The organism is Nonomuraea sp. NEAU-A123 (genome assembly GCF_018603905.1).
Taxonomy (GTDB): Bacteria; Actinomycetota; Actinomycetes; order Streptosporangiales; family Streptosporangiaceae; genus Nonomuraea.
Genome location: NZ_JAHFZZ010000001.1, coordinates 77677 through 90354 on the forward strand (window position 1 = coordinate 77677; position 12678 = coordinate 90354).

13 protein-coding genes are annotated in these 12678 nt (G+C 67.9%); 6 read left to right on the forward strand and 7 right to left on the reverse strand.

Going from position 1 to position 12678, the window contains the following annotated elements; translation table 11 throughout:
- Window positions 1-28 precede the first annotated feature (28 nt).
- Complete coding sequence (locus KLK06_RS00450) at window positions 29-622, reverse strand: TetR/AcrR family transcriptional regulator (RefSeq protein ID WP_214633236.1); 594 nt, start codon at window positions 620-622, stop codon at window positions 29-31.
- A gap of 61 nt (window positions 623-683) precedes the next feature.
- Between KLK06_RS00450 and KLK06_RS00455 the strand changes: the two genes are divergently transcribed.
- Entirely contained in the window at window positions 684-1832 is a 1149-nt protein-coding gene (locus KLK06_RS00455; protein WP_250904711.1) for an FAD-dependent monooxygenase, read from the forward strand.
- 219 nt (window positions 1833-2051) lie between these two features.
- On the opposite strand, the gene KLK06_RS00460 is transcribed toward KLK06_RS00455, so the two are convergent.
- From KLK06_RS00460 to KLK06_RS00470, 3 genes are read right to left on the reverse strand one after another with little or no spacing between them, the layout of a single operon-like run.
- Window positions 2052-2402 carry a hypothetical protein gene (locus KLK06_RS00460; RefSeq protein WP_214633238.1) on the reverse strand — a complete coding sequence of 117 codons (351 nt, stop codon included), beginning with the start codon at window positions 2400-2402 and terminating at the stop codon, window positions 2052-2054.
- A complete protein-coding gene (locus KLK06_RS00465; RefSeq protein ID WP_214633239.1) occupies window positions 2390-3583 on the reverse strand; it encodes an erythromycin esterase family protein in 1194 nt (397 codons plus the stop codon). Before KLK06_RS00465 ends, KLK06_RS00460 begins: the two co-directional genes overlap by 13 nt.
- Window positions 3580-4167 carry an NADPH-dependent FMN reductase gene (locus KLK06_RS00470; RefSeq protein ID WP_214633240.1) on the reverse strand — a complete coding sequence of 196 codons (588 nt, stop codon included), beginning with the start codon at window positions 4165-4167 and terminating at the stop codon, window positions 3580-3582. Before KLK06_RS00470 ends, KLK06_RS00465 begins: the two co-directional genes overlap by 4 nt.
- Before the next feature lie 103 nt (window positions 4168-4270).
- Here KLK06_RS00470 and KLK06_RS00475 point away from each other — a divergent pair, with 103 nt between their 5' ends.
- On the forward strand, window positions 4271-4897 hold the full coding sequence (locus tag KLK06_RS00475; protein WP_214633241.1) for a TetR/AcrR family transcriptional regulator: 627 nt from the start codon (window positions 4271-4273) through the stop codon (window positions 4895-4897).
- Window positions 4898-5056: 159 nt separating this feature from the next.
- On the opposite strand, the gene KLK06_RS00480 is transcribed toward KLK06_RS00475, so the two are convergent.
- On the reverse strand, window positions 5057-6418 hold the full coding sequence (locus KLK06_RS00480) for a WD40 repeat domain-containing serine/threonine protein kinase (protein ID WP_214633242.1): 1362 nt from the start codon (window positions 6416-6418) through the stop codon (window positions 5057-5059).
- Window positions 6419-7107: 689 nt separating this feature from the next.
- On the opposite strand from KLK06_RS00480, the gene KLK06_RS00485 reads away from it, so the two are divergent.
- Window positions 7108-8538: a serine hydrolase gene (locus KLK06_RS00485; RefSeq protein ID WP_214633243.1), complete on the forward strand. Its 1431-nt coding sequence runs from the start codon at window positions 7108-7110 to the stop codon at window positions 8536-8538.
- Between the two features lie 154 nt (window positions 8539-8692).
- On the opposite strand, the gene KLK06_RS00490 is transcribed toward KLK06_RS00485, so the two are convergent.
- On the reverse strand, window positions 8693-9283 hold the full coding sequence (locus KLK06_RS00490; protein ID WP_214633244.1) for a TetR/AcrR family transcriptional regulator: 591 nt from the start codon (window positions 9281-9283) through the stop codon (window positions 8693-8695).
- Between the two features lie 109 nt (window positions 9284-9392).
- Between KLK06_RS00490 and KLK06_RS00495 the strand changes: the two genes are divergently transcribed.
- Window positions 9393-9980, forward strand: a complete 588-nt coding sequence (locus KLK06_RS00495) for an MFS transporter (protein ID WP_214633245.1) — start codon at window positions 9393-9395, stop codon at window positions 9978-9980.
- A gap of 11 nt (window positions 9981-9991) precedes the next feature.
- On the forward strand, window positions 9992-10402 hold the full coding sequence (locus KLK06_RS00500) for an organic hydroperoxide resistance protein (RefSeq protein ID WP_214633246.1): 411 nt from the start codon (window positions 9992-9994) through the stop codon (window positions 10400-10402).
- Window positions 10403-10472: 70 nt separating this feature from the next.
- On the opposite strand, the gene KLK06_RS00505 is transcribed toward KLK06_RS00500, so the two are convergent.
- Window positions 10473-11753, reverse strand: coding sequence for a S1 family peptidase (locus KLK06_RS00505; RefSeq protein WP_214633247.1), 1281 nt, complete (start codon window positions 11751-11753; stop codon window positions 10473-10475).
- Between the two features lie 392 nt (window positions 11754-12145).
- Here KLK06_RS00505 and KLK06_RS00510 point away from each other — a divergent pair, with 392 nt between their 5' ends.
- Window positions 12146-12667, forward strand: a complete 522-nt coding sequence (locus KLK06_RS00510) for a SigE family RNA polymerase sigma factor (protein ID WP_214633248.1) — start codon at window positions 12146-12148, stop codon at window positions 12665-12667.
- The last annotated feature ends 11 nt before the right edge of the window (window positions 12668-12678 follow it).

Here is a 12678-nt window from a genome sequence, read left to right on the forward strand (position 1 = left end):
CGGCTCGGCGTGTTAAGTGCGCGGGCGCTCAACGTAGCGCGCCGCGCGCGATGGCGTGGGCGACACCTTGGACGACATCCTTGCTGATGCTCTCGGGCGGTGCGGTCACCAGGGTGAACAGCGCACCCCCATAGAGCGCGAGCAGGGCGGGAACCCTCTCGCGGGGGATGGGCAGGCCGAGCTCGGCGTGGTGACCGGCGGTGAACCGCGTCGAGCCGTCCTGCAGACCCGCAAGAGCCGAGGCCAGTGCCGGTCGTCGTGCCGCCTCCAGTTGGAGTTCGAAGATCGCCAGATAGCGGGTACGCAAGGTCGTCGCCGCCACGAGCAGCGATTCGGTCAGCAGATCAACGACCAGTTCGGTGACGCTCGCGGGAGGGGCCGCGGCGGTCTTGTGCTGCTGAGCTGCCTGGTCCATGTCGGCATGGTGCAGCTCGACGATGCGCTCCGCGGCGGCCACCAGTAGCGCCTCTCGGCTGCGGAAGTAGTTGGAGGCGGTGCCCGACGGGAGCTCGGCAGCCTTCTCGACCGCGCGGTGGGTCAATCCGTGGACACCGGCCGCTGCCAGGAGATCTATGGCGGCGTCTGTCAAGGCCCGGCGACGGCCTGGGTTGGTCGGTGGCACTCGGTCATGATATGCCAATATTCGTACTAGGACGATCGTAGTGGTGAGGTGGAGGAGCGGTATGAGGGTCGTGGTGGTAGGTGCCGGCTTGGGAGGAGTGTCGGCAGCGGTAGGACTGCATCGGGCGGGTCATGAGGTGACGCTGTACGAACGCGGCACCGAGCTTCGGGAGGCGGGCACCGCCGTTGTGATCACACCCAATGGCGTCCAGGCACTGGATGAGCTGGGGCTGGGTGAGTACGTTCGCAGCCAGCCCATGCTCGCCGTCAGCGGCGGATTGCGGGACTGGCGCGGACGGCCGCTGCTGGTCGCCGACGTGGCCCAGGCGCTGCAGGCGATCGGGACGACGGCGGCCGTGAGCCGAGCGCGACTGCACCAGGCGCTGCGTGCCCCGTTGCCCGCCGAGCTGGTGCATACCGCGACGCCTGTTCAGCGCCTGGAGCCGGACCCGACCGGGGTGACGGTGATCAGCGACGGACAGCCCATCACCAGGGCCGATGCCGTGATCGTGGCCGACGGCATCGGGAGCAGGCTGCGCGGCCAACTGTTCCCGGACCACCCCGGGCTGCGGCAGGTCGGCCGGTTGGACTTACGCGGCATGCTGCCCCATCCCCTCGGCCTGGACGTGACCGGTCTCCTGGCCGGCATCCTGATCGATCGACGCACCGGGTCGATGTTCGGTCTGTTCCCGGTCGGCGAGAGTGATCTGTACTGGTTCACCGACGCCGCGCTAAACGGAGCGCCACCTGGCGCGGATGAGGCACGCCGGGAGTTGCTGGCCCTGATGGCCGACTGGCACCCGGCGGTCCCGGCGCTGATCGAGGCCACCCCGCCCGCCGACATCTACGTCGATCCGATCGCGCGCCTGGCCGAGCCGCTGTCTTCGTTCGCGATCGGCAGGATCGCACTTCTCGGTGACGCCGCACACGCCATGACCCCCGATCTCGGCCAGGGCGCCAGCCAGGCCTTCGAGGACGCGGCCGCGGTGACCCGGCACCTGGCCGACGCCGAGCCGGCCGACGTCGCAGAGCGGCTCCGTCGCTACGACGCGGAGCGCCGGCCCCGTACCAGCCGCATGATGCGTGCGTCGTCCCGGCAATCGCGGCTGACGTCGCAGACCGGCGCCACCGCGTGGCTACGCGACACCCTGCTGCGCGCGGTGCCACGCCGGCTCGCCACTCGTCAGCTCGCCGCCATGTGGCGCATATAGCAGCATGTCGGCGCTCGCTGTGCGCACCTGTGGGTGGTTTCATTGGGCCGAACTGAAGGTGATCGGTCAGTAATGTTCCGTAACATCCGGGTGCCTGACAGGCGCGCCTGGTTCTCGCCCCGAGTGAGGCATACCGCATAACGCTGGTTCAGTCGCTCGCCCCGGCGGATCGCGTGGTGGCTGCCGGGCGGGAGTCGCCGTACTCCCGCCCGGCGAGGATCAGCTACCGGGCGGCGGGTACGCCTCAGGGTTCGTCTTGGGGTCGGGCAACTTGTCCCAGGACGGGTCGTCGATGACCTTGCAGGGCTTGGCCGGACCGGTGACGATGTAGCCGCTGAACTCCCACAGGGCTCTGGGCTTCTCCGGGCCCGAGGTCTGGTCGTCGTTCTCGGTGAACTCCATGACGGCTGTCTGCCCCTGCTTGATGTGCTGCGGACTGTTCCGCACTTGGCCGCCGCCCAGCTTGAACGCCTTGCCGTTCGGCGAGTTCTCGATCGCTTCCCTGATCTTCTTCTGGACCTCGGGTCGCCGGTGGCGGCCGGGGCGGATCGACCGGATCAGGGCAGCCATCGCACTGGGGATGCCTGGCGGATGTGGATGAGCACGTCGAAGGCGTCGGCCAGGGATGCCACAGCCATATGCTCGGCGGCGTCGCGGGACGGATCGTAGACCCCGCTGATGACGCGTACCTTCGCCGGTCCGTCCCATCGGCGGCGCATGTCGTCGGGGCGGAGGTCCAGCCAGCGGGCGGGCAGTTTCACCTCGCCGAGCCTGGCGTCGATCAGGTCCCTGGCCGGCTCCGGGACGACGGCGACACCGAGATCTCCATGATGGAAGCCGATCGCCACAGAGACGTACTGCATACCATGGCGTTCGCGCAGCAGGCTGCCGACGCTGGGCTGGGGACCGCGTTCGGGAGCCAGGCCCAAGGTTGCCGGCGCTGCTGATGTGTGAGCGATGCCGTCCCAGAAGGCCACCCGCCGGCCGGTCCGGCGCTGATAGTCGCTTATCGTGTCGGCCCACACCTCTGCATCGCCCGTGTAGCTGCCTTGCCCGGCGACGCTGCGTTCGTGGAAGTCGACGATAAGACGCATCCGGTCCATGATGGCGTCGTCGATGTCTGGCAATGATCGGATCAGTGCGAGCGCGTCACGGGCGTGGTCGGCGAACGGGCGCCCCGGGTGCAGTCCCCGCACGCGCTGCACGTGCTCATCGGTCTGATGAGCAGTTCGGATGGGTTCCAGGTGGGACGCCAGGTCCACCAGCCGTTCCGGGGCCAGCCGATGGACATGTTCGAGGATGGCGTCGTAGTCCGCGGGCTGCGCCTGCGCGGGCTTCACGCCGAAGATCCGGAGAGGATCGTCCGAATGGTCCTGGTTGAAGGCGCGGATCCAGTGAAGCGTCGCGACCATCTCGACGGTGCGCCAGGGACGCCAGGCGTCGCCGAGGGCAGATTCCGCCGTGCCCTCGCCGACGGTCACGTACCTGTCGAGCCTCGCGGCGACGGCGGCGTTGTCCTGCAGGGCCAGTGCCCGGAATCCGTACCGCTCGACCAGCCGCCGGAACAGCCGGTCTCGCACAGTGAAGGTTTCGCGGGAGAATCGCGTGGACTCCCCGAGACCAACGATCTCCGTCTCGACGGCGATCTTCTCGGCCAGCTCATCGAGCGTGGCGTCCGGCAGCGGGCCGCTGTCGGCAGGCTGCGGTCCGATCGGCTCCCTTGGCACGGCCGGGGCGGCGATGTCGGTCATGCCAGAGCTCCTTCCCGGACCGGCTGCAGCGCGCTGGACCAGGTGACGACCTCGTCCAGCAGGGTAGTGAGGGTCTTGCCCTGGTGGGGGCCGGGGGTGAAGGTGCCCGGTTCGGCCGGGGCCGGGATGGTGAAGTCATGGAACAGGGACAGGGCGACCTGCGTGCGTACGGTGGCGACCTTCAGCTCAGCCAGGATCAACCGTAGGTGCTCGACGGCGCGGGTTCCGCCGTGCAGTCCGTAGCTGACGAAACCGGCCGCCTTGTTGTTCCACTCGGCGTACACGAAGTCCAGGGCGTTCTTCAGGGCTCCGGGGACCGAGTGGTTGTACTCGGGGGTGACGAACACGAATCCGTCGAAGCGACCGATCGTTTTGGCCCAGCGGGCGGTGTGCTCGTTGCCGTACTGGCCGAACAGTGCCGGCTGCTCCTCGTCAAGCAGCGGCAGGCCGACGTCGACCAGGTCAAGGAGCTCGAAGTCGACAGCGGGGTGTTCCTGGGTGGCCACGTCGGCCACCCACTCGGCGACTGCGCGGCCGCGTCGGCCCGGGCGCGTGCTGCCGACGATGATCGCGATTTTGGTCATGAGAGTTTCTCCTCAAGAAGATTATTACACCGATCGATGTAGACATTACTCCGATCGGTGTAGACAGTGCAACGGCCGGTGCAACCAGGTAGCCTCGGCAGGCATGACGGACAAGAAAAAGCCCAGTGGGCAGCCCGACAAACGGCGGGCGATCGTCCACGGTGCGCTGCAGCTCTTCGCCCGAGACGGCTACACCCGGGCGAGCCTGGACGCGATCGCGGCGGAGGCAGGTGTCTCTAATCGCACCATCTACAACCACTTCACCGACAAGGCCGAGCTGTTCCAGACCGTGATTCAGGACAGCACTCGGCGAGTGGCCGACACGATGATCGACATCATCGACCGCCACCTGGCAAAGGTCGTCGACCTGGAGAACGACCTGGTCGAGTTGGGGCTCGCGTGGCTCCGGTTGCTGACCTCCGACCTCGCCCCGCACTTTGCCTTGATCCGCCAGATCAACGCCGAGATTGAGTACATTCCCCCGACTGCACTCAAGGTCTGGCAGGAGACCGGGCCCGGTCGCGTCCGTCAGGAACTGGCCGACCGGCTACGCCAGATCGCCGGCGGCGGCCAGCTCACCTTGGCCGATCCGCTTCGCGCGGCGGGACACCTCATGCTGCTCATCTCCGCCGACAACCTCACCGACCGCACGGCCCTCCATGACGAGACCGAGCTCGCCGCCATGGTGTCCGCGGGCGTGCGTGCCTTCCTCTACGGCTACAAGAGGTGACCCGCCGGTATGCGGCCGAGGACGGCCAGCTTGGATCACTGAGTGCGGCTGCCATACCGAAGATCGCTAGGCGGGCAGGTTCCATGAGGGGCCGTCGGGTCTATGCGGACAGGGAACACACGACCTCCGAGTGCGCCTGGACAGCCGACGAGAAGGTGGTTACTTGATCTTCCACAGCCGGGCAGTGTTGTCCCAGCTGCCGGTGGCGAGGGTTTTGCCGTCCGGGCTGAACGCCACCGAAGTGACGTTGTTGTTGTGGCCGGTGAGGGTGGCGGTGGTGTGGCCGGTGGCCACGTCCCACAGTCGGGCGGTGTAGTCGTCGTTGCCGGTGGCGAGGGTTCTGCCGTTCGGGCTGAACGCCACCGAAGAGACATCGTCGTCGCTGCCGGTGGCGAGGGTGATGTGGGGGCTGGAGTCGGCGTCCAGGAGCAGCACTGCCGCGGAGACGCCGGCGAGGGCGGCTGCCCCGAGACCACCGAAGAGAACGGTGCGGCGCCGGACCCGGCCCCCGGCGGGCGGGGACGTCATCGCCGGCGCAGGGGCGGTCTGCTCTGGTCGCGGCGCCACCGGCTGTGCACGCAGAGGCGATGTCCGGTCTGCCGCAGGCGTGTCCGGGGTGTCGATCACTGCTACTAGAGGGCGCCGGGTCCCCTGATGTGGCTCGTCAGGGAACTGGCGCAGCCGTTCGGCGACGGATGCGGCGTCCTGGGGTCGGTCGTGGGGTTGTTTGGCCAACAGGTCCAGCACCAGCGAGTTGAGATGGTCGGGGATCTCCGGGCGGGACGATTTCGGTGGCGCCGGGTGCCGGTCGAGGTGCTGGTACAGGATCGCGCCGACGTTGGAGCCGGTCTCGACCCAGGTGGTCCCGGTGAGCAGTTCGTACAGGACGCAGCCGAAGGCGTACAGGTCGGTGCGGTGGTCGATCTGCCCGCCTTGGATCTGCTCGGGCGCCATGTACAGCGGGGTCCCCGCCGAAGAGCCGGTGGTGGTGATCTTCGTGGCATCGGCGAGGCGGGCGATCCCGAAGTCGCAGATCTTCACCCGGCCCTCCTCCAGCAGGAACAGGTTGGCCGGTTTGATGTCACGGTGCACCACACCACGGCGGTGGGCGGCGGCGAGCGCATCGGTGACCTGCGCGGCCAACTCCGTCACCTGCTCGATCGGCAGGCCCTTGGGACTGGAGCTGAGCAGGTGGCGCAGGTCGCGGCCGACCATCAGCTCCATCACCAGAAACAGCCAGAGCTCGTTCTCATGCCGGTGTTCGTCGATGTCGAAGACCGTGGTGATGCCTGGATGATTCAACGTCGCGGCGACCTCGGCCTCCCGCCGAAATCGGGCCACCCCGGTCGGTTCCGCCGCGATCGTCAACGGAAGGATCTTGACCGCGACCGGATGCCGGAGCCGCAGATCGATCCCCCGCCACACCTCACCCATCCCGCCTCGGCCCAGCGGCTCCTCCAGCCGGTACCGGCCGGCCAGCTCCACCTTCCGCTGCACCATCGCCTCCAGCCCTGCCGGCACCCAAGGAAAGATCACACCACCGCTACATTCCATCAGGTATGCGCGGTTGAGGTCTCCAGGTTTCGTCTTCCGTGAGCTGAATGTGCGCTTCGCCGCAGCGAAGAGGTCCCGGTGATCAGCACTGGACGAGGATCCCCGGACCGCCTTTGGTGTGGGTAGAGGTGTGCCTGTGCGGGCGGGAGCGCGATGGCTGTGACGAGCGCATCCCACGCCTTGACTGAGCGTCGAAAGGTGCGAAAGGGGCGAAAGTCTGAAACCAAGATCCAGGCTGTGTTAAGGTCACGAACCTGCATCGAAGGGGGCCTCGATGAAGGGGTGTAAGCGTCATTGATCGATGGGCGAAGAGCCGCGAAGGGCTGCGAGATCCTCGCCCATGGCCGGGCTCAGACGGGTGATCCGACGGGATGGCTCCGGCGATGAGGTGAGATCACCGTCACCGCGTCTGGCCGTGTGACGGCTGCCGTCGAGTGTCCTCTATGGACGATGCCCAGGCCAATCAGGTTGGGGCATCGACTCCCAGACGCAGAACGGACCTGCTCCGGGGCGGTGTGACGGCAGGTGTAACGGCAATGGCCGCGAACAGTGCCGATCTCCATCGGCGTTCGGCTGCCGAACCGAAGCCCGCATCACCAGCCGAGACAGGCCTGAATCCCTGGAGCGTGAACATTTACCGAAGAGGATCACGAATCTTGCCCATCTTCCGCACCAGAACGAGTCGTCGTGCTGTGGCCGCGCTGTCCGCCGCCTCGGTGCTGTTATGCGCCGCGACACCGCCCGCCCAGGCCACCGATACCGGCGAAGTGGCCGCCTTCCTGCAGGAGGCCATGAACGAACTGCGCTTCGAGCAGGTCCTCGACCTGGCGCCGCCGACATCCCCGCAGGCTCGGACGCTTGCTGATGTGGTCGACAAGGACGCGAAGACGGCTGCCGACTACGCTCGGCTGTTCGCCGCCGCCGACCCGAAGCCCATCGTCCAGCAGCCGCAACTCGACGTGACCGTACTGGAACTCGACCGGCGGGGCCGGCCGGTGTCGTCCGGCACGGTCCTGATGAGTCCGCAATATCCGCGCGGGATCGCCGTGCCGGTGGACCAGAACTTCCACACCGACCAGGTGCGATATCGGCAGTGGGACGACGCGGGATGGTACGCCAACCAGGGCAAGGGCACCATCGACATCGTGCCGGGCCGGGAGAACGCGCCCATCGACTTCATGCTCCCCTATCCGGCCTCCGTCCTGAAGCTGATGGTCACCTTCGGGGTGCTGCGCCTGGTGGACAAGGGCGAGATCAAGCTTGACGACACCTACGCCTACCAGCCCACAACGCTCAGTTCGCTGTGCGGCGGGCCGACGAGCAACACCATCGGCGCCTATATGGACGCCTCGATCACCTCCTCCTCCAACGCCGCGTCCTGTGCGTTGGTGAAGCTGCTACACGACCGCGGTGCGGTGGACGAGCTCAATCAGACCTTCCAGGACCTGGGCCTGGAGACCATGCAGTTGAAGAACACCAACCCGGCCAACGGCGGACGCTGGTCCAACCCGGTCACGATGAGCTCGCTGGACACGGCCAAGCTGCTCGCGCTGGTCAATGGCGTACATGGCACAGCGTGGACCGCCCCCAACGGCTCGCCCGTCACCGGCGAAGTGCTGAGCTCCGCGTCCCGCCAGGTGTTCAAGAAGCTGCTCGACGAGCAGGGCTTCAACGACATGCTCTCCACCGCCAACCGGTGCGGCAGCACCTACCCGGCTGCGGGCATCCCGCAGCGGGTGGCCTCGCGGTGGGTGGCCGCCGACGGCACGGTGACGGTCGAGGGTAACAAGTTCGGCCAGGACGTCCGGCCCTGCAACCAGCAGGCGCAGGTCACGTTCGGGCACAAGACCGGATGGGTCGGCAACTCGGGAGCTGACGCGGGGATCGTCAGGTCCCTGCCGGGCAAGGCGGGCCGCCACTACGTCGTCGTAGCCTTCACCAACCTCGGCACCCAGTACGTCGACGCCAACCGGCCGGCCACCGAGCCCGGTATCTACCCTGTTGCCTTTACCGAGAAGCTGGCCCAGCTGGGTTCGGCGATCGACCGGTACGAGGCCGCCTGGTATGCCCGGCGCAACGTGAACTGATCATCCGCATGGCGGGCTGTGCAAACGCGAATCGTCGCCCCATGCGGCTTCGATCCGGTTGTTGACCCTCGCGACGGCGCCGGACTGCCGGCGCCGTCGCGACCGCCCTGCTCCGCTGGGATCTGATGGCCTGTCCACCGGGCGCCCATACGACCTAACTACCCTCAGGAGTGGGGACGTGCTGGTCGATGAGGATGCGCGCGGCGGCGATGGATTGGGCGGCGGGGCCGGAGGGGCCGAGTGTGGCCGCGTTGGCGTAGAGGCCGGAGATGATGAGCATCAGCATGTCGGCCAGGGCTTTGGGATCGGTGGCGCGGGCCGAGGTGGCCAGGGCGCACAGCAGCTCGCGTAGCCGGTCGAGGTGGGCGACGGCCTCCCGGCGGCCGGGGTGGCCGGGGTCGCGGAACTCCGCCGAGGTGTTGTAGAAGGTGCACCCGTGGGCGTCGGAGCCCTGGGTGCTCTCCTGGGCCTGCTCCACGATGGCCAGGAGAGCGCGGGCGGGGTCGCCCTCGTGCCGGGCGATCGCGCTGCCGATCTGTGCCCAGGCATGGTCATGCAGCTCACCCACCCAGGCCTTCACCAGCTCGTCCTTGCTGGTGAACTCGCGGTAGAGCGCGCTCTTGCCGAGCCCCGTCTCCTCGACGACCTGCTGCATGCCCACGGCTCGCGCGCCCTGCTCGCGGAACAGGCGGGCGGCCGTCTGGAGGATGCGCCGGCGGGTGCCGGGAACCGGTGTGCGCGTCACCGTCGGGTCCCTTCGCGAGGAGTTCAGGAATCTTCGTTGACAGCGTAGCGCGCTACCCCCAAGATGGGACCGATCGGTCCGGACTGATTGGTCCGTTATGAAATGGGGCGTGTTCTTATATGACCGAGACTGCGGCCGGCATCCGGAGCGGGAATGCCGGTCTGCTGCTCGCGGTGATGTCCGCCGTACAGTTCCTGGACGCGAGGGCACGCTGGGCTGGTCACCGCTACAGACGGCGCTGTCCTTCCTGCTCGGCGGCCTGCTCACCGGCACCACCGCCAGATACTGGGCGGCGGCGGTGACCAGGTTCGGCGCCTGGCCGGTCGCCACCGCCGGGCTGTTCCTGCTCGCCGCCGGCTACGCGGTCTGGGCCGTGCTGATCGGCCGAGCCGAACCGCTGGCGGTCCTGCTCATCCAGCAAGTGCTGGGCGGAGTCGGGTTCCCCGCCGCCTACTCGGCGCTCAACATCGCCGCCGTGGCGGGCGCGGGACAAGAGGAGCAGGGCCTGGCGTCGGGCCTGTTCAACGCCAGCGCCCAACTCGGTACCAGCCTGATCACCGCCGTCACCGCCACCATGCTCGTCGCCCATGGCGGCGCGATGGTGGGCGGCTATCGGGCCGGCCTCTGGACAGTCGTCGCCGTGTCCCTGGCCATCACACTGCTGTCGGCCCTGGGCACGAGAACTCCACCACCATGAAGGGAAATACCATGCGCATTTACACTGCCGCCGCTACTTCCGAAGGCCGCGACGGCCGGGCGGTCTCCTCGGACGGCCGGTTGGACGTCCGGCTCGCCCTGCAGAAAGAGCTGGGCGGCGACGGCGCCGGCACCAACCCCGAGCAGCTCTTCGCCGCCGGGTACGCCGCCTGCTTCGCCACGTCCATGAAACTCGTGGCCGGCGGTCAGGGCCTCGACGTGTCCGACGCCTCGGTCACCGCGGAGGTCGGCCTGTCACCCAACGGCAAGGGCGGTTACGAGCTGGACGCCGTCCTGCGCGTGAAACTGCCCAGCACCCTCACCGCGGAGCAGGCACGAACTCTCGTGGACACCACCCACCAGGTGTGCCCCTACTCCAACGCCACCCGCGGCAACATGCCCGTCGAACTGCTCCTCGACTGACGAGTACGACGCCCACCCCAACACGCATGCTCGGGGTGGGCGTCTTCGGTGCTTCAGCTTGCGCAGACGGTTACCAGACCTGCAGCTTGGCGCCGAATTCCAGGTCCACGTCCCAGACGCGGGAGAACACGATCACCGATCCGCCGTCATGGCCTCCGCAGTACACCTTCTTGCTAACGGCCGAGGTGATGCCCTGGGCCGCGACCTCGTCGAACCAGTTGGTGTACGAGTAGACCGGGCCCCCGCTGTCACCGTGCGCGACGGCGCAGCCGCCTACGACGCTTTTGGCGCGGACCATGTGCTTGACGTACTGGCCGTTGGTGTAGGTGCCGCTCCAGCCGGTTTCGGTCACCTTGATGAGGCAGTTCTCGCCCAGGGTGGCCCCGGAGTTGCAGACGAAGTTGCCGACGTACGCCTTCCACAGCGCCACCACCTTGTTGCTGGTGGAGGCGGTGTTGCTGCCGTCGAAGACGTTGGCGGTCGCGTCGCCGAGCACGATCGCGGCGTCACGTTTGGCGATGCGCCAGGACAGCTCGCCCATGTAGTTCGCCGGGTTGCCGACGCCGCCGCCGTCGTAGAACTGGTCCCAGACATTGCCGCAGTGCGCGGCGGTGAGGAACCCGGGCGTGCCGTACTTGTCGCGGACCGCGAAGCCCGAACTGCAGCCCGCCCCCGACTGCTGGTTCCAGGTCCGGCCGCCCGCGTAGTAGCTGGGCACGTCGTCCTGCCTGCTGTAGGCAGGACTGAATTGTTCTCCCCTTTCCAGTGTGATGGGCGCGGTCGTGCCGCTGGGCCGCTGCAGTTGCTGTGGGTCGGTGTCCTCCCCGGCGACCGAGAGCCGGATGCCGCTGCCGTCCGGCTGCGGCGCCGCGCCGCTCGCCTGGCCGGCCTCGGCCCACTTCTCGGCCTCCTGCAGGAGCTGCGCGTTGGTGTAGGCGGCCGGCAGTACGGCTACCGGAGCCGTCTGCCGTCCCTGGTCGATCGTGGTCTGTACGGCCGGTGGCACCGTGCCCCGCCAGTACAGGCGTACCTCGTGGTTCTCCGGAGCGACGACGATTCCCCCGAACCCTTCGGCGCTCTCGGCCGACTCGGTGATGCGGTCGGCCACCCCGTTCAGCCGAGTCTGCTCCGAGAACAGCGCCTTCCAGTCGGCGAACCCGCCGGGCACCGCCCCGCGCGGGCCGGTCTCGTCCCTGATCGGCGTCTTGCCGCCCGGGTCGTCGGTGGCCTGCGCCGTGTGGCCAGGGTCGTCGATGGCGGTGTGCGCTGTGGCGGCCCCCGTGCCCAGAAAGGGCAGCAGCGCACAGGCGGTCCCCAGGACTGTCAGGCGTAAGCGGACGTTTTTGTGCATGAGTTATAACCCCCGTGTTTGGCAATTGCGGGAGTTATCACAGCATGTGAAGAGCGTCGCCTTCCGCGGCCAATTACGCGCACGGTCTGTGCCCCTGGACCTTGCGCCTACGTGGTCAGCCAGCGACGCCAGCCGCCGTGGAGTGCGGTGAACGCGATCGGCTGTTGATCGAGCGCGAGGATGTTGGTGGTGGTGGTGTGCGCCGGTGGCTGCTCTGGAAGGCGCGGCGCACCGAGCAGGTTGGGTTGCCGCCTGGCCGGGGCGGCCTCGCGCGGTTGCGGGCCGTTGGTCGATGCGAGAGAGCGTAGTGGGATATTCCATGTGTTTCTCGTCAACCTGGGGTGGGGCTCAGGGAGTGTCAGGGGTGGCTTTCACCGACGAGAGGAGACCGGGTGGACGCGGATTTCGTGGACTTCGTCCGGCACCGGGGAGACCACCATCTGAGAACGGCGGTCCTGCTCACCGGGGATTGGCACACGGCTGAGGATCTGGTGCAGTCCTGCCTCGGCAAGTTGTACCGCGTGTGGCATCGGCTGGACACCCGCAGTGAGCCCGACGCGTACCTGCGCCGCATCCTGGTCAACACCTATCGATCATGGTGGCGGGCCCGGTGGCGCCGTGAGATCCCGCGCGCCGAGCTGCCCGATCTGCCCAGTTCCGCGGACTTGGCTGAGGCCCGGGCGGTGGCGGAAGACGTTCGGAAGGCGCTGGCGAAGCTGCCGGTCAGGCAGCGGACCGCGTTAGTGCTGCGGTTCTTCGCGGACCTGCCCGAAACGGAGGTCGCCGATCTGATGGGCTGCTCGGCGGGGACGGTCAAAACCCATACGCATCGCGGTCTGCAAGCGATGCGGCGGCTGATCTCGTCCGACACGGTGGTCAACCGAAACGAGGCGGAGGGGAGTGGGATCCGGTGAGACGCCAACAC